Source organism: Microbispora sp. NPDC049125 (genome assembly GCF_040802045.1).
In the GTDB taxonomy this organism is placed as follows: domain Bacteria; phylum Actinomycetota; class Actinomycetes; order Streptosporangiales; family Streptosporangiaceae; genus Microbispora.
Genome location: NZ_JBEZDW010000010.1, coordinates 165,384 through 187,096 on the forward strand (window position 1 = coordinate 165,384; position 21,713 = coordinate 187,096).

Annotated in this window: 15 protein-coding genes; 6 read left to right on the forward strand and 9 right to left on the reverse strand. The window is 75.0% G+C overall.

Going from position 1 to position 21,713, the window contains the following annotated elements:
* Nucleotides 1-9 precede the first annotated feature (9 nt).
* From AB0B72_RS14900 to AB0B72_RS14910, 3 genes are all read left to right on the forward strand, one after another.
* Nucleotides 10-1,527: a glycosyltransferase family 39 protein gene (locus tag AB0B72_RS14900; protein WP_367739278.1), complete on the forward strand. Its 1,518-nt coding sequence runs from the start codon at nucleotides 10-12 to the stop codon at nucleotides 1,525-1,527.
* A 90-nt stretch (nucleotides 1,528-1,617) separates the two neighbouring features.
* Complete coding sequence (locus tag AB0B72_RS14905) at nucleotides 1,618-2,379, forward strand: MerR family transcriptional regulator (protein ID WP_367739279.1); 762 nt, start codon at nucleotides 1,618-1,620, stop codon at nucleotides 2,377-2,379.
* On the forward strand, nucleotides 2,376-2,969 hold the full coding sequence (locus AB0B72_RS14910; RefSeq protein ID WP_367739280.1) for a hypothetical protein: 594 nt from the start codon (nucleotides 2,376-2,378) through the stop codon (nucleotides 2,967-2,969). The genes AB0B72_RS14905 and AB0B72_RS14910 overlap by 4 nt, the downstream gene beginning before the upstream one ends.
* On the opposite strand, the gene AB0B72_RS14915 is transcribed toward AB0B72_RS14910, so the two are convergent.
* Both AB0B72_RS14915 and AB0B72_RS14920 read right to left on the reverse strand, forming a co-directional pair.
* Entirely contained in the window at nucleotides 2,932-6,465 is a 3,534-nt protein-coding gene (locus AB0B72_RS14915) for an AAA family ATPase (RefSeq protein ID WP_367739281.1), read from the reverse strand. The two genes, AB0B72_RS14910 and AB0B72_RS14915, sit on opposite strands and share 38 nt — an antisense overlap.
* A gap of 43 nt (nucleotides 6,466-6,508) precedes the next feature.
* Nucleotides 6,509-7,606, reverse strand: a complete 1,098-nt coding sequence (locus AB0B72_RS14920) for an exonuclease SbcCD subunit D (RefSeq protein ID WP_367739282.1) — start codon at nucleotides 7,604-7,606, stop codon at nucleotides 6,509-6,511.
* Nucleotides 7,607-7,729: 123 nt separating this feature from the next.
* On the opposite strand from AB0B72_RS14920, the gene AB0B72_RS14925 reads away from it, so the two are divergent.
* The 3 genes from AB0B72_RS14925 (at nucleotide 7,730) to AB0B72_RS14935 (ending at nucleotide 11,810) form a co-directional block, all read left to right on the forward strand.
* The gene (locus tag AB0B72_RS14925) at nucleotides 7,730-9,223 is read left to right on the forward strand and encodes an alpha/beta hydrolase family protein (protein WP_367739283.1); all 1,494 of its coding nucleotides are present in this window, start codon (nucleotides 7,730-7,732) and stop codon (nucleotides 9,221-9,223) included.
* A 115-nt stretch (nucleotides 9,224-9,338) separates the two neighbouring features.
* The gene (locus AB0B72_RS14930; protein WP_367739284.1) at nucleotides 9,339-10,763 is read left to right on the forward strand and encodes an LCP family protein; all 1,425 of its coding nucleotides are present in this window, start codon (nucleotides 9,339-9,341) and stop codon (nucleotides 10,761-10,763) included.
* A gap of 156 nt (nucleotides 10,764-10,919) precedes the next feature.
* Nucleotides 10,920-11,810, forward strand: coding sequence for a hypothetical protein (locus tag AB0B72_RS14935; RefSeq protein WP_367739285.1), 891 nt, complete (start codon nucleotides 10,920-10,922; stop codon nucleotides 11,808-11,810).
* 198 nt (nucleotides 11,811-12,008) lie between these two features.
* Here the strand turns inward: AB0B72_RS14935 and AB0B72_RS14940 are convergent, their stop codons facing one another.
* From AB0B72_RS14940 to AB0B72_RS14970, 7 genes are all read right to left on the reverse strand, one after another.
* Nucleotides 12,009-12,971 carry an enolase C-terminal domain-like protein gene (locus AB0B72_RS14940; RefSeq protein ID WP_367739286.1) on the reverse strand — a complete coding sequence of 321 codons (963 nt, stop codon included), beginning with the start codon at nucleotides 12,969-12,971 and terminating at the stop codon, nucleotides 12,009-12,011.
* A 49-nt stretch (nucleotides 12,972-13,020) separates the two neighbouring features.
* Entirely contained in the window at nucleotides 13,021-14,397 is a 1,377-nt protein-coding gene (locus tag AB0B72_RS14945) for an MFS transporter (RefSeq protein WP_367739287.1), read from the reverse strand.
* 29 nt (nucleotides 14,398-14,426) lie between these two features.
* Nucleotides 14,427-15,560: a VWA domain-containing protein gene (locus tag AB0B72_RS14950; RefSeq protein ID WP_367739288.1), complete on the reverse strand. Its 1,134-nt coding sequence runs from the start codon at nucleotides 15,558-15,560 to the stop codon at nucleotides 14,427-14,429.
* Nucleotides 15,560-17,710 carry a DUF5682 family protein gene (locus AB0B72_RS14955; RefSeq protein WP_367739327.1) on the reverse strand — a complete coding sequence of 717 codons (2,151 nt, stop codon included), beginning with the start codon at nucleotides 17,708-17,710 and terminating at the stop codon, nucleotides 15,560-15,562. The genes AB0B72_RS14950 and AB0B72_RS14955 overlap by 1 nt, the downstream gene beginning before the upstream one ends.
* Nucleotides 17,711-17,855: 145 nt before the next feature.
* Nucleotides 17,856-18,923: an AAA family ATPase gene (locus tag AB0B72_RS14960; protein WP_367739289.1), complete on the reverse strand. Its 1,068-nt coding sequence runs from the start codon at nucleotides 18,921-18,923 to the stop codon at nucleotides 17,856-17,858.
* On the reverse strand, nucleotides 18,920-20,278 hold the full coding sequence (locus tag AB0B72_RS14965; RefSeq protein ID WP_367739290.1) for a DUF5691 domain-containing protein: 1,359 nt from the start codon (nucleotides 20,276-20,278) through the stop codon (nucleotides 18,920-18,922). Before AB0B72_RS14965 ends, AB0B72_RS14960 begins: the two co-directional genes overlap by 4 nt.
* Complete coding sequence (locus AB0B72_RS14970; RefSeq protein WP_367739328.1) at nucleotides 20,275-21,705, reverse strand: SWIM zinc finger family protein; 1,431 nt, start codon at nucleotides 21,703-21,705, stop codon at nucleotides 20,275-20,277. Before AB0B72_RS14970 ends, AB0B72_RS14965 begins: the two co-directional genes overlap by 4 nt.
* Nucleotides 21,706-21,713 lie beyond the last annotated feature (8 nt).

The following is a 21,713-nucleotide window of genomic DNA, read 5'->3' on the forward strand; positions in this document are numbered from 1 at the left end:
CGTGCGCCGGTGAGCATTCAGTCGCCCCCGGGCAACCGCGGCACGCTTCCCCGCCACGGCGCACCTCCGCGGCCGGAGGGCTCCCGGAGCGTGCGGGCGGCCGCGGTGCTCCTGCCGCCGTTGCTGGCCCTCGCCCTGGGCGCATGGCGGATCACCGTTCCCTCGCTGTGGCGGGACGAGTCGTTCAGCGGCGTCGCCGCCCGCCTTCCCCTGTCCACCCTGCGGCTGCTGCTCGCCGACATCGACGCCGTACACGCGCTGTACTACACGCTGCTGCGGCCGTTCGCCGCCGTCGGCCAGACGGAGCTGATGCTGCGCCTGCCGTCACTGCTCGCCTTCACCGCCGCGGCGTACGGCGTGGCGGTCCTCGGCCGCCGGCTGGCCGGGCCGCTCGCCGGGCTGTGCGGCGGCGTGCTCTACGCGCTGCTGCCGATGGCCGACCGGTACGCGCAGGAGGCCAGAAGCTACGCGCTGGTCAGCGCGGTGGCGGTGCTGGCGACGTGGCTGCTGCTCCAGGCCCGGGAGAGCGCTTCCAAAAGGTGGTACGCGTGGTACGCCGCGAGCCTCGCCCTGCTGGGATGGCTGCACCTGTACGCCCTGCTGCTGGTGGCCGCGCACGCGGTGGCCGTGGGCCTGTCGAGGCCGAGGCGGCTCACTCCGTGGCTGGCGGCCGTCGCGGCGGCCGGCGTCGCGATCCTGCCCCTCGCGGTGGTGGCGTCCGGGCAGCGCGAGGCCCAGCTCTTCTGGCTGAAGCCGCCGTCCCTCGCCGAGCTGGCGCAACTCCCCGGCGAGATCGCGGGCGGCCCCGCGGCCGCCCTGCTCCTGGTCGCTCTGGCGGTCTGGGGCGCCTGGTGCTCCCGCGGCACCCCGGTGGCGACGGCGTGGGCGGTGCTGCCGGTCATCCTGTCGTTCCTGATCTCCCAGGTCTATCCGGTCTACGACCCCCGGTACGTGCTCTTCGTGGTGCCGGCCCTCGCCCTGCTCGCGGGCATCGGCGTGAGCGGGCTCGCCACGGCGGTCGGCGGGTTGGTCGGCGGGTTGGTCAGCGGGGCGGTGAGCAGGGCGGCCGGCACGGCGGGGCGCGCGTCGTGGGGCCACGTGATCGCTCCGGCTGTCGTCGTGGTCCTCATGGCGGCCCTCACCGCCCCGGCGCAGGCCGCCATACGCCTGCCGGACAGCCGTCCTGACGACCTGCGTTCCCTGGCCGTCACGCTGTCCGCCGACCGGCGACCCGGCGACGCGGTGCTGTTCGTCCCCCGCCGGTTCCGGATGTTCGTCAGCGTGTACGGCGAGCCCTACCGGCACCTCACCGACCTCACCAGCGCGCCGGGCGCCTACGAGCCGCGCACGGCCGCCCAGTTCGACGAGGCGGCCGAAGGCGTCAAGCGGATCTGGCTGGTCTCGCCGCGGCTCAGCGCCCGGTATCTGGGAGACCCGCGCCTTCAGGCGCTGCGGCGCGCGTTCGTCGTCGCCGGGCCCACCCGGACGTTCGGGAGCATCCGGCTGACGCCCTACACCCCGCGGTAGACCCCGGCGCTTCGAAGCGTGCGAGCGACGCCCATGGCAGGCGTCGTACGCGGTTGACCTTGACGCGGCGTCAATGTCTGTAATCGGAGCATGCGCATCGGCGAACTCGCCGCGCTCGCCGGGGTGTCCACCCGGACGGTGCGGCACTACCACCACGAGGGGCTGCTCCCCGAGCCGCCCCGGCTCGCCAACGGCTACCGCCGGTACGGCCTGCGCGACGCGGTCCGCCTCGCGCGGATCCGCCGGCTGACCGAGCTCGGGCTGTCCTTGGACGAGGTCAGGGACGTGCTCGCCGACGACAAGGGGCGTGACCTGCGGGAGATCCTCCTGGAGCTCGACGCCGACCTGGCCGGGCAGGAGGCGGAGATCCGGAGCAGGCGGGAGCGGCTCGCCGTACTACTGCGGGAGGCCTCCCCCTCCGCCGACGACGTCGTCTCGCCCGACATGGCGGCGGTGCTGAGAAGGATCCCGTCGCCGGCGCCCTCCCGGCTCGCCGCCATCGACGCCGAGCTGCTGGCGCTCATGGACACCGCCGCCGATCCACGGGAGCGTGACCGCCTCATCGCGCTCATGGAGCCACTGACCAGGCCGGCGGCCATGGAGCGCGGGGCGCTGCTCTACCGGCGGCTGGAGGAGCTGGAGAACGCCGATCCCGCGGATCCCCGCGTCGCGTCGCTCGCCGCCGACTTCGCCGCGCACCTTCCCGGCGAGCTCGCCGCCGAGCTCGGCCGCGCGCTGCCGGCCGGTGGACCCGAGCATCCCTTCGCCGTCGCGTTCCTCGCCGACCTGTCCCCCGCCCAGGCGCAGGTCGTACGGCACGCCATGGCGCATCTCACCGGGAGGGCATCGTGACGAGGCGGTCCGCCGGGCACACCCGCTCCATCGGGTACGCGAAGGAGCAGTCCCCCATGATGGCGGTGCTGTCGTGCGTGCTCCTCGGGGAAACCACGGGCGTGGACGTCCTGCTGCGCGGGATCGGCGTGCCGTCCGTGATCCGATTCGTGGTGCTGGCGCTGGACGCCGCCTCGGCCGCCGCGGCGCTCGTGATGATCGTCTTATGCGCCAGGCGTCCCCACACGGTGGGTCCGGGATGCGCGGCGCCCTCCGGGTCGTGGCGGTCGTGGGGGTCGTCCGCCCCGGCGTGCTCCGGCGAGCTGCGGTTGCGGTACGGACCGCTGTTCGACCTGCGCGTCCCGCTGAGCCTCGTCACCTCTGTCCGGGTGGAGCGCCGCTACGACGGCACCCGGCTGCTTCGCCTGTCGGAGGGCGAGCTGTCCCTGGCGGTGTCGGCCCAGACGAACGTGGTGGTCGAGCTGGCGGAGCCCGTCCGTGTGCCGCGCCAAGCCGGTGAGGCCCGCAGGCTGCGCTTCTTCGCCGACGACCCGGTGGCGGCGGCCCGTCTGGTCAGCGAAGCAGCAGCGTCGAGCCCGACCGGCCCTTGACGACCTGGAGCTGGGCGGGGATGCGCACCCGCAGCTCGGCGACGTGGCTGACGACGCCCACCGCCCGGCCGCCCTCCCGCAGGCCGTCGAGGATGTCGAGCACGTCGTCGAGCGTCTCGTCGTCGAGCGTGCCGAATCCCTCGTCGACGAAGAGGCTGCCGATCTCGGCGCCGCCCGCCTCCGCCGTCACGACGTCGGCCAGGCCGAGCGCCAGGGCGAGCGAGGTGATGAAGCTCTCCCCGCCGGAAAGCGTCGCCGGGTCACGCTCGACGCCGGTCCAGGCGTCGAGCACCCGCAACCCCAGCCCTCCGCCGGACCTGCCGCGGTCGCCCGCCGCCCTGCCGAGGTCGTGGCGGAGCAGGTAGCGCCCGTCCGACATCCGGTCGAGACGCTCGTTGGCCGCGTCCGCCACCTGGCGGAGCCGCTCCCCCAGCACGAACGACGACAACCGCATGTGCCACTGGTTGTCGGTGGAGGTGCCGCCCGCCAGCTCGGCGAGCCGCCGGGCCAGGCGGTGGCGCTCCTCGGCCGGGCGGTGGCGCCGCACCGCGGCCTCCAGCTCGGCCGCGAGGGCGGTGAGCTGGTCGAGACGGCCCTGAGCCCGGTCACGCGCGGACACGCGGGCGCCGTTCTCGGCCTCCGCGCGCTCGTGGGCGCTCTCAAGCCCGGGGAGGTCGGGGGCCGGGGCGGCGGCCGCGGCGGCGAGCTCGGGGTCGGCCAGCAACCCCTCCACCGTGGCCCGCTCCGCGTCGAGCGACTTGAGCCGCCCGGCCATCGCCTCGCGGTCGGCGGCGGGGCGGGCTGCGGCCGCGGCGTGCTCGATGCCGTCGAATCCCGCCTCGGCCGCGGCCCGCCTGGCCTGCGCCAGCGCCGTCTCGCTCTCCCGGCCCGCGGTCGCGGCGGCCAGCGTGGCGTCGGCGGCCTCCCGGATCAGCGCCGCCTCCTCCGACAGCCTCTCCAGCCGGGCGGTCGGCGAGGGGTCGTCTCGCCGGGCGGCGTCGATCAGCGCGGCCAGCCTGCGCTCGTCGGCCGCCAGCCGGTCCCGCCGCGCGCGGGCGTCGGCCAGCTCCAGCCCGGCCCGGCCCGCCCTGGCGCCGAGCTCCTCCTGCTCCGCGGCGAGCCTCGCGGCCTCGCGGGCGTGCTCCTCCTCGCGGGCGGCCGACGCCCGGGCCGCCTCCAGACGCGGCCCGGCGTCCGCGCCGTCCCCGTCCAGCCCGGCGGCCAGGCGCTCCCGCTCGGCCAGCAGCCCGGACCTGCGGGCGCGGGCCTCGGTCACGAGCCCGGCCAGCTCAGTGGCCCGCTCCCGCGCCTCCTCCAGACCGGCCGCGAGCCGCTCGGCCTCGGCCGCGGCGGCCGGCTCCTCCCCGGCGGCGCGGCGCAGCCCGGCCAGCTCCTCCTCGGCCCCCGCCAGCACGGCCGCCGCCTCATCGCGGGACAGGCCCCCGGCGTGCGACGCGGCGGCGTCGAGCCTCGACGACAGGGCGGCGACCTCGGCCTCCGCATCCTCCCGGGCCGCCTGGGCGGCCTCGAAGGCGTCCTGTGCGGCCTGCTCGTCGTCGGCGCCCGCGCCCCCGCCCGCGGGCAGGGCGGGCGCCGGGTGGTCGGCCGAGCCGCACACGGCGCACGGCTCCCCGTCGACGAGCGCCGCGGCGAGCTCGGCGGCCATCCCGTCGATCCGGCTCTGCCGGACCTCCTGCAGCCGGTCCCTGCACTCCTGCGCGCGGTCGACGGCCGATCGGCGGGCCTGCTCGGCCGTGACGAGCCCGGCCGCGAGCGCGTCACGCAGCTCCGCCGCGTCCAGCCGTTCGCCCGCCGACCGTACGGCGGCCTCCAGAGCGGGGATCGACGCCACCTGATCATGCAGAGCCCTCAGGCGCTCACCGGCGGCCGCGAGGGCCTCCGGCAGCTCGGCGAGCGCCGTCCGCGCCTCCGCCTCGTCGTCGGCCAGCCGCGCCAGCTCGGCCTCCAGCCGCCCGGCCTCCTCCGTGACCTCGGCGAGCCGCCTGGCCGCGTCCCGCGCGGCCAGCAGGCCCGGCAGGCTCGCGGCGGCCAGGCGCGCCCGCGCGACCCGGTCGTCGGCGGCGAGGCGCTCGGCCGGCAGCACGGCGAGCCGCTCGGACAGCCGGGCCTGCTCCTCCACGAGCTCCGCGACCCGGCGGCCGGAGACTTCCAGTTCGGCCCGCGCCTCCGCCAGCCGGGGCTCCTCGGGGAGGACCTGCCGGACCCGGGCGATCTCGTCACGGCAGCGCCGTTCCAGCTCCGCCAGCCACTCCGCGGCGGGCGGCCGTGCCCCGGGCCCGTCCACACCCGCGTTCACCCCGGAGAGCGGCGCTCCCGGCACCCCGGAGAGCGGCGCTTCCAGCCCGTGCGGGACGCCGGCCTGTCCCTGCGGCCGTCCCCCCGGCCGACCCTCCGGCCGGGCGCCGTCCGGGTACGCCGCGCCCCGCCGCTCTCCCCCGGACAGGGCACGCTGGGTCGCCTCGGCCGCGAGCGCCTCCGCCTTGCCGGCGGCCTCGGCCCGCTGCTCGGCCTGCCGGATCAGCGGGAGCACGCGGTCGGCCCTGACGGCTTCGTCGAGCATCGTCTCCAGGTCGGACCGCTCGTCCGCGGCCGCGGCGAGCTCCTGCCCGCGGGCCAGCGCGGCCGCGTGCCGGCGCCGCCTGTCGGCCAGCGCCCTGCCCTCCTCCAGCCGGGCCCGGGCCGACAGCAGGGCGGCCTGGCTCGCCGTACAGGCCTCGACGGCGTCCGCGAGCACCCCCCGGGCGAGGGCGAGCAGCTCGCCCGACCACTCCGCCGGTCCCGCCACGTCGGCCGGGACCGCCAGGCCGTCCCCCGCGGCCCCGCGCATGCGGTCGACGACGGAGTCGACCCTCTGACGGAGCTCCTGCACCTCGCGACCGGTCCGCGTGCGGTGGTCGGCCAGCCACCTCTCCACGTCGGTGAACAACCGTACGGAGAACAGCTTCTCCAGCAGCTTGCGGCGATCGTCGCCGTCGGCTCGCAGGAACCGGGCGAACTCCCCCTGGGGAAGCATCGCCACCTGGCAGAACTGGTCGGCGTTCATCCCCATGAGGTCGCCGATCAGGTGGCCCGCCTCGTCGCTGCGCGTGCTCCGGGCCGTCCAGCCGCCGCCGGACAGCTCCTCCAGCACCACCTTGGCCTTCTCCTCGACCAGACCGGCCCCCTTGAGCTTGGGGCGCATCCACGCCGGTGACCGCGTGACGCGAAAGCGCCGCTCACGCAGGGTCACCTCGAGGACGACGGCGGGCCCCCGGCCGGGAGGCGCGTGGTCGCAGCGCAGGCTGCGGGCGCTGTCGCGCTGCCCGGGGACCCGGCCGTACAGGGCGTAGCAGACGGCGTCGAGCACGGTCGTCTTGCCCGCGCCGGTCGGGCCGTGGACGAGGAACAGGCCAGCCTCTCCGAGCGCGTCGAAGTCGACCTCCTCCGTCCCGGGGAAGGACCCGAACGCGACCAGCCGCAGCCGATGCAGCCTCACGGCGCTCCTCTCGCCGGCCGGAGCGGGACGGCGGCCCGCCCGCTCACCGGCTCTCCTCGATCCGGCAGGCTTCGAGCGCCTGTTCGAGCACGCGTTTCTCGTCGGCGTCCGCCGGCTCGCCGCGGACCTCCCGGACGAAGTCGAGCGCCACGTCGATCTCCGCGCGCCCGGCCATCCGGGGCCGCGGCACGGGCGCCGCGGCGCCCTCCGGCTCGAACGCGAGGGCGAGCGTGTGCGGGAAGCGACGCCGCAGGCGCTCCATCGCCTCGCGGGGACGCACCGGGTCGGTGAGCGTCACCTGGAGCCAGTGCTCCTCGTGGCCGGCGAACCGGGAGCCGGACAGCAGCTCCTCCAGGCACCCCCGCAGCCTGCCGACCGGCCGTGGGACGGGCGCGGGGACGAACTCCACCCGCTCGGCGTCGAGGTCGACCAGCCAGGAGCCCTTGCGGTGGCCGGTCTCGGAGAAGGAGTAGGCGATCGGGGAGCCCGAGTAGCGGACGGTCTCGGTCATGACCTGACGCCCGTGGAGGTGGCCCAGGGCCACGTAGCCGACCCCGGAGAAGGCGCTCAGCGGCACGTGGGAGACGCCGCCGACGCTGATGTCCCGCTCGCTGTCGCTGGCCTCGCCGCCGGTGACGAACGCGTGGGCGAGCACCACCTTGCGCGGGGCCGGGTCGGCCCGGACGCGGTCCATCACGTGGGAGATCGCGGCGGTGTGGCTGCGCTCGGCCAGCTCCCACGGGCCCCGGACCAGCTCGGGCTCCAGATAGGGGATGCCGTAGAAGGCCACGCCGCCGATGACGACGGGCTCCCAGGCCCGCCCGGGGTCGGTGCGCAGGTGCACCCGCTCCATGAGGTCGGCACCGAAACCGAGCCGCACGGCGGAGTCGTGGTTGCCGCTGATCAGCACGGTGTGCACGCCGAGCGCCTTCAGCCGGGCGAGCGCCTCGTTGCACAGCGCGACCGCGTCCACCGGCGGCAACGCCCGGTCGTAGACGTCTCCGGAGATCGTCACGACGTCGACCCGCTCGGCCCGCGCCGTCTCCACCAGGTGGTCGACGAAGGCCGCCTGGGCGCTCAGCAGGCTCTCGCGGTGGAACGACCGGCCGAGATGCCAGTCGGAGGTGTGCAAGAGGCGCATGTCGCAGGAAGCTAACAGGTCCCTGCGACAAATGTGGCCCCATCGGCACCACGACCGGCCCGGCCGTTTGATCGAGTAATGACTTATCCTTGAGCCCGAAGAGGAAATCTGGGGAGCTGCCTCATGAATGTCGGGCGGGGCGCCCTGAGCATGATCGCCGGGGCGCTGATGGTGGTTCTTGCCGTCCTCGGTCACCTGTTGTCCCCGCCCGCGTTCGACCCCGCGCCGCTGTCCTCCGCGCAGGAGTTCCGGTCACTGCCCCCGCAGCCCGCCGGCGAGGTGCGCCCCGTGGCCACCACGGCCAGGTTCCGTACCGAGACCGTGAACGTGCCCGCCAGGAACGAGACCCTCAGGGCGACGATCCGGTCGCCCCTGACCCCGGGCAGGCACCCGGCGATGGTGTTCGTGCAGGGGTCGGGGTCGGGCGACGGCGGGGAGTTCACCCAGCAGGCCGAGTGGCTGGCCAGGGCGGGCATCGTGACCGTGGCGTACGACAAGCGCACGGTGGGCTACTCCTTCCGCAACCGCGACTTCTCACTGCTGGCCGACGACGCGACGCGCATGCTCGACGTGCTCAGGCGGCGGCCCGACGTGGATCCCGCCAAGACCGGGATGTGGGGGGTCAGCGAGGGCGGGTGGGTCGTGCCGATCGCGGCCGCCCGCCATCCCGAGGTCGCCTTCGTGGTCCTCGTCTCGTCTCCGAACGTCTCGCCGATGCGCCAGGTGGCGTGGGCGCTCAACGAGCAGCTGGTGCGCCTGCACGCCCCGACGGGGGTCCGCGACCTGCTGACCAGGGTGATGGGCGGGGTCGGCTTCGACTTCCTGCGCTACGACGGCGTCCCCGCGCTGCGCGGGATCACCCAGCCCGTCCTCGCGCTGTACGGCACCGACGACCCCTCCATCCCGTTCGTCGAGAGCACCGAGACCCTCACCCGCGCCCTGGAGGACGGCGGCAACGGCGACTACACGATCCGGTTCCTGGCGCAGGCCAACCACGCCATGCGGACGGGCGGCGGGAGCTTCGCCCACGACTACCTGCCCACGCTCGCCAACTGGATCGACGGGCTCCCCGGCGACGCGACGGCGGCACCGCGAATAGCGGGGGCCACTCCCGTGCAGCGGTTCCAGGCCAGCGACGTGCCGGACGCCCCGTGGTGGGGCGACAGCACGTTCCTGTGGCTCACGCTGTGCCTCGCCGCCGTCGGCTACGTCGCGGCGCCCGTGACGGAGATGGTCGTCCGGCTGCGCGGCCGCGACCCGCGGCTCCAGGCGAACGTCCAGCTGTGGCCGTCGATCCGCCGCCGCCTGCGCAGGATGGCGTGGACCGGCCTGGGCGAGCTGGCCGCGGTCATGGCGTTCGTCACGCTCATCGTGCTGTTCTCGGTCAACCAGGCCGGGGCGTGGCCCGCGGTGCAGGCCGGGTGGCTGGTCGTACGGCTGCTGGTGGTCGTGATGCTGGTGCAGGAGGTGACCACCGTCATCGCCGTCGCCGCCGGCCTGCGGGACGGGTGGGAGCCGACCCTCTGGCAGCGCTGCGTGCTCGCCGGCGTCCTCGGCGGCACCGCCCTGCTGCTGCTAACGGCCGCCTACTACGGGCTGTTCGCCTTCCCCTGGTAGGCCGTGCTTTCTCTCGGGCCGGCGATCGCCGTTCCCGGGTCAAATGGCGGCATGGACTCGCCCGGCTGTCGTCATGCGTCCGTCCCCGGCGGTGGCGGGCGCCTTGAATTGACACGTGTCTTCCTCTGGTGCGCCGGACGTCCCCGCGCCGAACGCCCCCGCGCCGGACGTCCCGGCGCGGACGGCGGCCGCGCTGATCGGCTGGGTGGCGCTCTCGGTGGTGTTGCCGGGCGCCGCGCACCTGCGGGGCGGGTGGTGGCGCACCGGCGCCCTCCTGCTCGGCTCCTACCTCACCACGGTCGTCTGCCTGATCGCGATCTTCACCGGGGCGGACGCGGGGCTCGCCGGCCGGGCGCTCAACTGGCTGACACAGATGAGCCTCGCCGCCGCCGTCTGCGGCGCCGCCTGGTTCTGCCTCGTGATCCACTCCTTCCTCGTCCTGCGGCCGGGGACCCTCCCGCGCGGCGGGCAGATCGTGACCGGGGCGGTCTGCGGGTTCCTCGCCGTCGTGGTGGCCGCGCCGTTCGCGCTGGCGGCGCAGTACCTCTCCGTCTCCCAGCGGACCCTCGACACGGTCTTCACCGGGGACGGCGCGAACGGGCAGGGGCGCGACCCGTGGGCCGGCCGCGACCGGGTCAACGTGCTTCTCCTGGGGGGCGACTGGGGCGAGGGCCGGGTCGGCGTGCGCACCGACAGCATCAACGTGGCCAGCGTCGACCTGCGCACCGGCAAGGCCCTGCTGCTCGGCCTGCCGCGCAACCTCGAACACGTGCCCTTCCCGCCCGGCAGCCCCATGGCCCTGCGGTTCCCCTACGGCTTCGAGCTGCCGGAGAGCCGGCCCGGCTGGCGTGAGGATCTGCTGTTCTCCGTGTGGCAGTACGCCGACGACCACCCCGAGCTGTTCGGCGGCCGCAGGCACATGGGGGCCGAGACGCTGAAGGAGACGATCGGCTACATCCTCGGCATCAGGGTCGACTGGTACGCCCTCGTCAACATCTGGGGTTTCGCGAAGATCATCGACGCCCTCGGCGGCCTGGTCCTCACCGTCGACCGGGACATCGTGTTCGGCAAGTACGACGAGGGCGTGGTCCGCGCGGGCACCCGCCGGCTGAGCGGCGCCGAGGCGCTGTGGTACGCCCGATCTCGCACCTACAGCGACGACTACAACCGGATGCGGCGTCAGCGGTGCGTGTTCGGCGCGCTGCTCCGCCAGGCCGATCCGCGAGCCGTGCTGGGCCGGTTCACCGAGATTGCGTCGGTCGCCCGAAGGATCGTGCGCACCGACATCCCCCGGCCGATGCTGGAGCACCTGGTGCCGCTGGCCTGGAAGGTCAAGCACGCGGAGGTGACCAGCCTGCAGTTCGTGCCGCCGCTGATCAGCACGGCCTACCCGGACTGGGAGCGGATCCGCCTGCTCGCCGCGAAGGCCGTCCGCCAGTCGGTCCGCGAGCCGGACGGCCCCTCGCACCCGCGCCTGCGGCCCGGCCCCACGCCGGAGCCCGCCTCCGGGCCCATCGACGAGGGCTGCGGCGCGCTGTGACTGGCCGGACGTCACCGGCCAGAGGTCCACACGGGGAGCATATCTGCGCCGGCATTGCGTCACGGATCACTTCTGCTCATCAGGGTGGAAGAACCTCATCCCCACACAGCCATCACCGTGCGCGAGGGATTCGTCGCTGTCGGTAGTGTGCGGCTCATGCCAGGAATCAGGCACGAGATGCCTCTCGAGTTCATCCGCAACCGCCCCATGACCGCGGTCGAACTCTTACGCGACGCCGCCGGCGTACCGCCGCCGCCGTTCGCCACCGCCACCGTGGAGGAGGTGGACTGCACACAGCTCACCCCGGTGGAGTTCCGCGCCGACTCTGTCGTCGTCCTTCGCGACGAGGCCGGCCGGCCCCGCATGGCGCTGATCGTGGAGGTGCAGAACCGCCATGACACGCGCAAGCGGTACAGCTGGCCGGTGTACGCCACGGCGTTGCGGGCCCGCCTGGGATGCCCCACCACGCTGATGGTCATCTGTCCCGATCAGGCGATGGCCCGCTGGTGCCGGCAGTCCATCGTCCTGGGCCCCAGCGGGGTGGTGACGCCGGTGGCGATCCATCCCGGGCACGTCCCGATGATCACGGACGTGGAGCGGGCCCGGGAGTGTCCCGAGCTGGCCGTGCTGTCGGCGGTCGCGCACGGAGAGCGGCCGGAGGGTTCGGAGGCGCTGGCGGCGATGCTGGCGGCCCTGGAGACCCTGGACGCCGATCAGGCCAAGCTATATTTGAACTACGTGTTCACCGCGCTACCCAGCGTGGCGCGCAAGCACCTGGAGGGGATTGTGACCACGCTCGCGGAGTACTACGAGAACCAGGCCCAGCAGTACCTGTCGCACTGGGTCGACCGCGGCCGTGAACAAGGCCGTGAAGAGGGTGAGGCACGGGGAGAGGCGAAGATGCTCCTGGCGGTGCTCCACGGCCGGGGGCTCGACATCTCGCCGGAGGTCCGCGAGCGCATCACCGGCTGCTCCGATGTGAACCTGCTGGAGGCCTGGGGCCGGCGGGCCGCCGTCGTCGCGTCCGCCGAGGACCTGTTCACCTGATCGCGGGTCCCCGATCCGCGAGGAAGGGAACGCCAGGCGACGACATCCCCCGGGGGCAACGCCCGGGCGGCGCCCCCGGGCTCGTGCGCCCGTCGCGCCCGGGCCAGATCACCGGTCGGGACGTGCCCCTTCAGACGCGACATCAGACGCACCCCCGCCGGCGTGACCCCGGCCGGCGTGCCCCTCAGGCATGACCCGTCAGACCCGGAACGACTCCCGGGCCATGCGGCGCACCCGCGACTCGTCGACGGTGTGACCCAGGCCGGGCTGGGTGAGCGGCACGGCCACGACGCCTCCCGAGGCGTCGACCGGCGGCATGACGACCTGCGCGCTGCGCGGCGGCTCCGCCACGTCGCTGGGCAGCGAGCACCCCGGCAGGCTGGCCACGGCGACGGTGGCCGCCCTGGCGAGCCCGGCGCCGAGGCCGCCGGCGCAGACGATGTCCCACCCGGCCGCCACCGCCCTGTCGTGCGCCTGCCGTACGGCGCCGAGCGAGCCGAACCTCGCCGGGCGCAGCAGCAGCGCCCGGCCCGCCCGGACGTCGACGGCCTCGTCGAGCCCGGCGACCGTGTCGACCTCCACCGCCACCGCGGCCGACACCCGGTCCTGGAGGTCGGCGCTGCTCAGCAGATCCTTGAACGGCCGTTCGATGGCGACCACGCCGTACGCGTCGAGCGCCTCCAGCTGGGCCGTCTCCGTGTAGGCGCCCCGTCCGTCGACGGCGATGGCCAGGCCGGGATAGGCGGCCCGTACGGCACGCAGCGGCTCGACGTCCCAGCCGGGGTGGATGTCGAGCGTGACGTGCCCGTACCCCGCGCAGACGTGCCGGTTGACCCGCGCGACCATGCTCTCCAGCGATCGGTCAGCGGTCAGCCGTACGGTCGCGATCAGGGAGGTGCGGCTTCCGCCGAGCGCGTGGGCCAGGGGGACGCCGGCCATGCGGCCCCACAGGTCCCAGCAGGCCATGTCGCCGGCGGCGCCGCCGGGGATCGCGCCGAGGTCGTACGGGTGCTCCCAGTCGACGCCGAGCAGCGCGGGCAGGGAGCTCTCGAGCTGCCCGCCCTCCGCGGGCTCGACGACCTCACCCCAGCCGACCATGCCGCCGTAGTCGGTCAGCTTCACCAGGACGGTCTCGGGACGCCTGCCGTAGGGCAGGGTCATCCTGAAGACCTCGAGCTCCCGGACACGCGGCAATGGAAATCCCCCTCAGTCAGATCTCCATGGTGCCCGGTGCGCGGGGGTGCTCAGGCACGCGCCCCCGGGGATTCTCGGCGCGGCCGGCGACAAGGGCGCCGGCTCCTGCCATGACGACCAGCAGTGCGAAGCATGCGAGGTAGACGAGCGCCGTCCCGCCGTACGCGGCGAACAGGGCGCCGGTGACGGCGACGGCGACGATCGCGAACACCGACTCCCCGATGCTGAGGGACGCGCTGTTGCGGCCGGCCTCGCCGGGCGCGGACAGCTCCAGGACGAGGACGGACAGCGTCGGGAAGACCAGGCCGATGCCCAGCCCGGCCACCATCCATCCCCCGAACGCGACGAGCACCGGGGTCGCGTGGACCACCGTCAGCGCCGTGACCGAGATCCCCGCCGCGATCAGCGTCGTCCCGGCGCGGATGGTGAGCACCCGGCCGTGCGGCCGGCGCCCCTGGATCCACGACCCGGCGGACCAGGCCAGGGCGCCTCCGGTCAGGGCGAGACCGGACTGGGCGGTGCTGAGCCCCCGCTCGTGGGTGAGCGTCAGCGGCACGAACACCTCGGCCGCGAAGAACGCCCCGGCGGCCAGGCCGCGCAGCGCCACCACCGTGGGCAGACCCCGTGCCGCCCTCAGCGTGCCGGACGGCAGCAGCCGGGGGAGGACGAACGCGAGGACCGCGAGCCCGGCGACGATCAGCGGAAGCCCCTGGCCGGGGGTGCCGCTGCCGTACTGGAGCAGGGCGGCGCCGACAGCCGCGAGGACGCCCCACGCGAGCCTCGGCAGGAAGGTGCGGCCGATCGGCTCCCGTTCCTGCTCGCCCCCCTCGGGGATGCCCCGCCACATGACGAGGGCCGCGGGGGCGGACAGGACCGCGACACCGAGGAAGATCCACCGCCAGCTCCACGTCCCGGCCACGAAGCCGGTGATGGCCGGGCCGACCACCGACGGCAGCACCCATGCCGCGGCCAGCAGCGAGAACACCCGGGGGTGCATCGGGGCGGGGTACACCTTGGCGACCAGTACGTAGAGGGCCACGTTGAACAGGCCGCCGCCGAACCCCTGCAGGAACCTGCCCGCCAGGAAGACCTCCATCGTGGGCGCCAGCCCGGACACGGCGAGGCCGGCGATGAACCCCCCGACGCCGGTCCAGAGCGAGGCGGCGGGCCCCCGCGCGTCGCTCCAGCGTCCGCCCATGACCGTCGCGATGACATTGGCGGCGAGGCCGCCGCTGAACGCCAGGCCGTACAGGCGGTAGCCGTGGAGCTCGGCCCCGATGACGGGCATGGCCGTCGCGACGGCGAGGTACTCGAACGCGACGAGCATGACGAGCGCCACGATGCCGATGCTCAGGGCACGGTAACGCGGGGCGAAGACAGGGGTTGCGGTCACTACCGAATTCACTCTACGGACATTACGGATCAGCGGCCTGGAGCCGCCATGCGAATTTGGTCGTAGGACCTTCGTTCTATGGCGGCGGCCATGAGGTCGGGGAAGGCGTCCGGAGTGCAGGCGAACGCCGGGACGCCCATAGCCGCGAGCGCGGCGGCGTTGTCGTGGTCGTACTGCGGCGCCCCGTCGTCGGACAGCGCGAGCAGAACGATCACCTGGACGCCGGCCGCCGTCATGGCCGCCACCCGGCGCAGCATCTCCTCCCGCACCCCGCCTTCGTACAGGTCGCTGATCAGCAGGAAGATCGTGTCGGCGGGGCGGGTGACGAGGCCCTGGCAGTAGGCGACGGCGCGGTTGATGTCGGTGCCGCCGCCGAGCTGCGTGCCGAACAGCACCTCCACGGGGTCGGCCAGGCGGTCGGTCAGGTCGGCCACGGCGGTGTCGAACACGACCAGCGAGGTCCGCAGCGAGCGCATGGACGCGAGCACGGCGGCGAACACGCCCGAGTAGACGACGGAGGCGGCCATGGAGCCGCTCTGGTCGACGCACAGGACGACCTCCCGCTGCACGGCCTGCTGCCGCCTCGCGTAGCCGACCAGCCGGGACGGCACGACCGTGTTCCGCTCGGGAAGGTAGTTCCTGAGGTTCGCCCGGATCGTGCGGCCCCAGTCGATGTCCGCCGCGCGTCTCGGCCGGTGCGTCCTGCCCGACCGGTCCAGCGCGCCGGTGACCGCGGCGCGGGTGCGCCGCGACAGCCGGGATTCCAGCTCGGCGACCACCTTGCGGACGACCGCCCGCGCCGATTCCCTGGCCCGGTCGGGCATGAGCCGGTTGAGGGACAGCAGGGTCCCGACGAGGTGAACGTCGGGCTCGACTGCCTCCAGCATCTCGGGCTCGAGCAGGAGGCGGGTGAGGTCGAGCCGCTCGATCGCGTCCTTCTGCATCACCTGGACGACGGTCGACGGGAAGTACTCCCTGATGTCCCCCAGCCACCTCGCCACCCGGGGCGCCGAGGCCCCGAGCCCGGCGCCGCGGTCACCTTTCCCGTCGTACAGCGCCGCGAGGGCCGCGTCCATCCGGGCGTCGGCGCCCTCCAGCTGTCCCGCCGCGGCGCCGCCGAGCGCCAGCCGCCAGCGGCGCGCCCGCTCGTCGTCGTGTCCCATCAGGCCCTCCCCACGGTGTCCAGCCCAAGGATGTCCAGCACGGTGCGTACGGCCGCCGCCGCCTGGGCGTCGTCGCAGGCGGTCTCCTGCGGGCCGCCCGCCACCGGCCCGGACCGGACCCGGTCGCCGATCATGCGCCGCTCGGGAGCGGCGAAGGCGCCGAACGTCCGCCGCAGCAGGGGCAGGACGTCGACGAACGTCTCGGCGGACAGCCCGGTGAGCCAGCCGTCCACGGTGGCCAGCAGACGGGCGTCGTGGACGAGCAGCAGGCCGCCGCCGGACAGGAAGCCCTCCATCCACGCCGCGGCCCGCGCGGGCGGGTGGCCCGCTGACATGGAGCGGGCCATGCGGACGGAGACGTCCTCCTCCAGAGCGCCCGCGTCGAAGAGCAGGCGGACGACCTTGCCGTCCACCAGCCCCGGCAGGTCGTCGCGCCGCGCGACGGCGGCCAGCGTCTCCAGCCACGGGCCGGTCTCCATGAGCCCCACCGCCGTGTGGACGCCGTCGATCAGGGCCGTCATGGCCAGGGCCGAGTCGTCGTCCAGCCCGGTGAGGGCCGGCGACAGTCCGGCGCAGATCCGCGCCAGCAGCGAGGCGGTGATGGCGGGCAGCCCCTCGCTGCCGCGTACGTCGCCGTACCGCTGCGCGCGGACCAGGGCGGGGAGCGCCGCCATGAGGTGGCGTACGTCGCTGTCGAGCGCGGCCCGGTCGGTGATGGCACGCAGCACGTGCGGCAGGGCGTCCGGCAGGTGGGCGAGCAGGCACCGCTCGACCAGCGCGGTCAGGTCGGCGAGCGACGGCGCGCCGGAGAGGTCGCGGGCCCGCGCGGTGGCCGCCCCCTCCACCGTGACGCCCCAGGGGGCGGCCTCGATGAGGGCGACGTCGAACTCGGGGTGCCACTCCAGCGTCCACGACTCCTTGAACGTGCCCTTGCCGCGGGCCTGCCGCGGCGTCCCCCAGGGCACGCCGAGAAGGCCGAGGCGGTGCAGGAGCCGGCTGCGGTCGAGATCGAGGGGCCTGCGCAGGTCGAGGTCGTGCTCGCGGGCGACGGCGTCCGGCTTGAGCCGCACGCGCCGCTGCTCCGCCCTGAGGTCGCGCTGGAGGGGCACCATCGGAGTGGAGTCGGGCACATGGCCCAGCCGCTCCCCCACGACCATGCGCCGCTGGATCAGCCCGACTGGCAGCTCGTCGCCCTCGCACAGCACCGCTCTGACCGCCTCGGTGACCTCCGACAGGCCGGCGAGTGGCCTGCCGCGCAGCACGGCCAGCGTCGCGGCCAGCCGTACGGCCTCGATGACGTGGGCGGAGGAGACGGGCAGGTCCTCCTCGCGGAGGATCGCGGCGGCCCGGGCCAGCCAGCGCTCGATCGGGCGGTCGGGCACGGCGAACAGGTGGTCGTACCAGCCGGGCGAGGCGACGCCCGCGCCGTACCCGGCGGCGGAGGCGAGCCGGCCGTGCGTCCACGGCACCCACGTCATCTCCACCTTCACCTTGGGCATCCCCCGCAGGACGCGGTCGTCCTCCGCGACAGGGGGAAGCGTCGTGATCGCGGGCAGGTGCCAGGCGCCGCAGACCACGGCCACGGTGCGGAAGCCGTCCTGCAGGGTCTTCCTGAGGACCTTGCGCATGTGGGCCTCGCGCCGCTCCTCGACGCCCTGAGGGGCGTGGCCCTCACGGACGGCCTCCATGGCCTCGGCGACCACGTCGAGCGTCCCGGCCTCCCCCCGATGCTCGACCAGGTCCTCCCACCACCGCTCGGCGTCGTCGTAGCCGGCGGCCGTGGCGAGCTCCCCGATCGGGTCGCGCGGCACGTCGTCTCCGGACGTCATCGCGAGGCTGTGCGCCGCGGGCAGGTCGCAGAACCGCACCGCCGCCCCGGCCTCCAGGGCGTACGTCATCGCCTGCCACTCGGGGGAGAACACGGCGAACGGCCAGAAAGCGGCCTTGGACGGCTCGCCCGGCACGTGCGCGAGCAGCGCGACGGGTGGCCGCATCGCGGGGTCGGCGGCCAGGCCCACCAGGGCGTCGGCCTCCGGCGGGCCCTCGATCAGGACCGCGTCGGGCCGCAGCCGTTCCAGCTCGGCGCGGACGGCCCTCGCCGAGCCCGGGCCGTGGTGCCGCACCCCGAGGACCGACACGTGGGCGCCCATCCGCTTCGCGCTCCTCGGACCGCCCGTCCCCGAGTCGCGGTCCCCGCCGGCGCCGGTACCGGAGGCGACGCCCGCGACGGCCGGGGACGCCGTGGCGGGATGCCCGGCGGCAGGCTGCACGGCGGCAGGGTGCACGGCGGCGGGGTCAGCCGGCATCGCGGCAGGCCCGGTAGAAGTCGCGCCAGTCCTCCCGGTCGCGCACCACGGTCTCCAGGTACTCCTGCCAGACGACGCGGTCGGACACCGGATCCTGCACGACCGCGCCGACGATCCCGCCCGCGATGTCGGAAGGGCGCAGCACACCGTCCCCGAAGTGAACGGCGAGCACGATGCCGCTGGTCACGACGGAGATCGCCTCGGCCGTGCTCAACGTGCCGCTCGGCGACTTCACCTTCGTCCTCCCGTCGCCGGTCACCCCGGAGCGCAGCTCGCGGAAGACGGTCACCACCCGGCGGATCTCCTCCAGCCCGGTCACGGCCTCCGGCAGCTCCAGTGAGCGGCCGAGCTGGGCCACCCGGCGGGAGACGATGTCCACCTCCTCCTCCGCGCTGGCCGGAACGGGCAGGACCACGGTGTTGAACCGCCTGCGCAGCGCGCTCGACAGGTCGTTGACCCCGCGGTCGCGGTTGTTGGCGGTGGCGATGACGTTGAAGCCCTTCGCCGCCTGGACCTCCTCCCCCAGCTCGGGGATGGGCAGGGTCTTCTCCGACAGCACGGTGATGAGCGCGTCCTGCACGTCCGACGGCATGCGGGTGAGTTCCTCCACCCGGGCGAGCCGCCCCTCGGCCATCGCCCGCATGACCGGGCTCGGCGTGAGCGCCTGCCGCGACGGCCCCTCCGACAGGAGCCGGGCGTAGTTCCACCCGTAGCGGACCGCCTCCTCGGCGGTGCCCGCCGTGCCCTGCACCAGCAGGGTCGAGTCGCCGCTGATGGCCGCGGCGAGGTGCTCCGACAACCAGGTCTTGGCCGTGCCGGGCACGCCGAGCAGCAGCAACGCGCGGTCGGTGGCGAGCGTCGCCACCGCGACCTCCACGATCCTGCGCGGGCCGATGTACTTCGGGGTGATCGGGCCGCCGTCGCCCAGCACGTAGGTGGTGACCGCCCAGGGTGACAGGCGCCAGCCTGGCGGCCGGGGGCGGTCGTCGGTCTTGCCCAGCAGGGCCAGCTCCTCCGCGTACAGATCTTCCGCGTGGGGGCGCAGGACGGTGGTCACACGAGCTCCTTCGACATGTCAGAACGGAACCGGAGGACGGCGGCCAGGTCGGGGACCTCCTCGACCCGCGCGTGCACGGCGGGATCGAGCCTCTCACCGGCGAGCCGGATCAGCTCGCCGGCGTTCCACGGCTGGGCGTCCGCGGTCCGCAGGATTTTCTCGACGACGGCGCCGGCCAGCTGGGGGCCCCACGGCGCCGCCACGCCGCCGAGCATCATGATCAGCTGGCCGTCCACGGGGTGATCCCTGACCAGCCCGGCGGCGCGGTCGGACTGCTCACGCGGCGGGAGGACGGCGAGCAGGTCGGTCAGCGGCTCGACCTCGAACAGGGCGCGCGCCCACTCGGGGTCGTGCTGCAGGATCGCGGCCCGCGTCCAGCCCATGCGGACCTCGCGCGCCCAGTCACCGATGCGCAGGCGGACGATCTGGCCAGGCGTCCGGCCGCCGAGGTGACCGGCCCAGAACGACAGCGGCGTGTGCGCGACGACCTGCTGGAGCCACCAGCCCCGCTGGGCGGTGCCGGCGGGCGGCCGCGCCCTGACGCCGTCGCGCTCCATGGTGCTGTCGCACGCCTTCGGCGGCACCGCCCGCAGGCCGCCCCGGCCGTCGTCGGTGAGGAGGCGGGCCGCCCGCCCCGCCATGCGGCGGCTGAGCCGGGACCCCGGAAGCCGGGTGAGCAGGTCGGCCGCGGCCTGCCGCGCCTCCCGGCGGCGGTCGTCGAGGGCGGCCTCAAGGAACGGCTCGTCGTCCATGGACAGCCCGTCGGCGAGGATCGCGACGAACGCGGCCCGGTCCTCCGGCGTCTCCGCGCCCCAGCCACGTTCGAGCAGCTCACGGGCGCCCGCCGGGTCCTCGCCGCGCAGGCGGGACAGGTAGGCCCGCCTGTCGCCGCTGGTGCCGAGCTCCCACACCTCGCCGGGCGGCACGTGCGCCGGCTCGGCCAGCAGGTAGGACCAGGCGGAGTTGAGCCCGGCGAGCCAGCGGCCGCGCGCGCCGGTGACCGCGCCGAGGTGAGCCCGGATCGAGCGGTCGCGCGCGCCGAGGTCGAGCAGCTCGGGGATCAGCCGGGCGGGCACCCGGACCTCACGCCGGGCGGCGAGCGCCAGCCATTCCGGCAGCAGCCGCGCATGCTCGCCCGAGAGCAGCCGCGCCAGCCGGTCTCCCGCGGCCCGGGGAGCGAGTGGCAGGGTCTCGGCCGGGGCGGGCGCCGGAGCCCGGCCGCTCAGCGGCCGCCGGCCCGCGCGCCCGCGCACCACCTGCACGGCCGCCTGCTCCAGCACGCTCCCCGGTGGCACCGCCCGGCGCTCGGCGCCCACCAGGGCGGCCGAGACCAGTTCCTCCCACGAGGCGTTCACAGCGGCACCACCCTTTCCTCCTCGTCCCAGGTCGTGAGCGGTCTGAGGCCGCCCGGCGTCCATTCGGCGGCGACGGTGACCGGACGGCCGCCGGACACGGCGAGCAGCCGCCAAGGCGGAGCCGACGACGGGTGCAGCGGCAACGCCGCCCCCTCGCCGTCGGCGAGCGCGTCCTCCGACGGCGTGACACCGGACAGGACCACCGGCCAGGAGTCGGCCCACGGGTCGCCGGCAAGCACCTCGGCGATCCGCGCCGGGACCTGGGAGAGCGGCATGCCCGGAGGGGGGCCGGCGGCCACGTGGCCGTGCCTTCCGGCCACCAGGGCCCGGAGCGGCGACGCCCCGGGATAGAACGCCAGGTCGGCGTCGATCGTCGTGCCGGGCACGAGGGACGCGTCGAGGGCCTGCCCCACCGGCGCGAACGACAGAACCATCGCCGGCCGCCCGGTCTTCCGCCCGGCCAGCCAGATCCGGCGGGCGACCAGGCGGTCCTGCTCCTCGTCGCGCCCGCCGAGCACGTCCCAGTGGTCGCGGACGGGGGGCGACGCCAGGACGCTCTCCCTCGTGACCGGGAACCCGATCCTCGACCGCACCGTCTCCCTGAGCTCCGCGGGCAACTCCGCCGTACGGCGGTGCGCCACGGCGAGCAGATGGATCAGGGCGTACTCCCCGAGCAGCAGGCCGGGCCAGTCCTCCTCGCGCAGCAGCCGGGAGAGCCGGGAGACGACCCCCGCGACCCCGGGCGCCTGAGCGTCGACGAGCCGCCGGGCCAGGTCGTCCCAGTCGGCGAGACCGGTCTGGCGAGCCTGCGCGACGCCCTGGGCGATCTGGTCGCACAGCCACCGCTCCAGCTCAGACAGACCCGAGGTGACCCGGCTCTCCCGCTGCTCCGCCGCCGGCCGGCCCTTACCCGGCCGGGGCCCGCGCACGCCGCCGTCTTCCGGGCCGCCACCCTCGGGAGCCCCGCCGCCCGCGTCATCTCCGGCCGGACCACCTAAAGAATCACCCGCGCGATCATCGCCGCCTGGCCCGCTCGTCGCGTGCCCGGCCCCGGTGTCTCCCGCACCGGCCGCCGTGGCGCCCGCCTTCTTCGCGGCGCGGTCCCGGCGCTCGTCCAGCCACTCCGCCGCCCAGGCGGGGGGCGAGGCCGCCGTGGCCATCCCGTCCGCCGACCACAGGAGCAGCAGGCCGAGGGCGTGCTTGCAGGGGAACTTCCGGCTGGGGCAGCTGCACCTGTACGCGGGCTCCGACAGATCGACGCACGTCCGGTACGGCGTGGCGCCGCTGCCCCGGCACTCCCCCCACACCGCCTCCGGAAGCGCTCCCGTTCCGGACCACTTACCGGCCGCGCTGACGCCGGCGGCCGCCTTCCGCGACGCCGCGTCGGGCGCCAGGGCGAGCACCTGGTCCCGGCTCCACCGTTCCATCACGCGCC

What these genes read in the sequence shown, in the direction of transcription:
- AB0B72_RS14970 (WP_367739328.1), bottom strand. Translation starts at nt 21,705, where the DNA reads ATGGAACGGTGGAGCCGGGACCAGGTGCTCGCCCTGGCGCCCGACGCG.
- AB0B72_RS14905 (WP_367739279.1), top strand. Translation starts at nt 1,618, where the DNA reads ATGCGCATCGGCGAACTCGCCGCGCTCGCCGGGGTGTCCACCCGGACG.
- AB0B72_RS14940 (WP_367739286.1), bottom strand. Translation starts at nt 12,971, where the DNA reads ATGACCCTGCCCTACGGCAGGCGTCCCGAGACCGTCCTGGTGAAGCTG.
- AB0B72_RS14955 (WP_367739327.1), bottom strand. Translation starts at nt 17,710, where the DNA reads ATGGGCGCCCACGTGTCGGTCCTCGGGGTGCGGCACCACGGCCCGGGC.
- AB0B72_RS14950 (WP_367739288.1), bottom strand. Translation starts at nt 15,560, where the DNA reads ATGGGACACGACGACGAGCGGGCGCGCCGCTGGCGGCTGGCGCTCGGC.
- AB0B72_RS14935 (WP_367739285.1), top strand. Translation starts at nt 10,920, where the DNA reads ATGCCAGGAATCAGGCACGAGATGCCTCTCGAGTTCATCCGCAACCGC.
- AB0B72_RS14925 (WP_367739283.1), top strand. Translation starts at nt 7,730, where the DNA reads ATGAATGTCGGGCGGGGCGCCCTGAGCATGATCGCCGGGGCGCTGATG.
- AB0B72_RS14920 (WP_367739282.1), bottom strand. Translation starts at nt 7,606, where the DNA reads ATGCGCCTCTTGCACACCTCCGACTGGCATCTCGGCCGGTCGTTCCAC.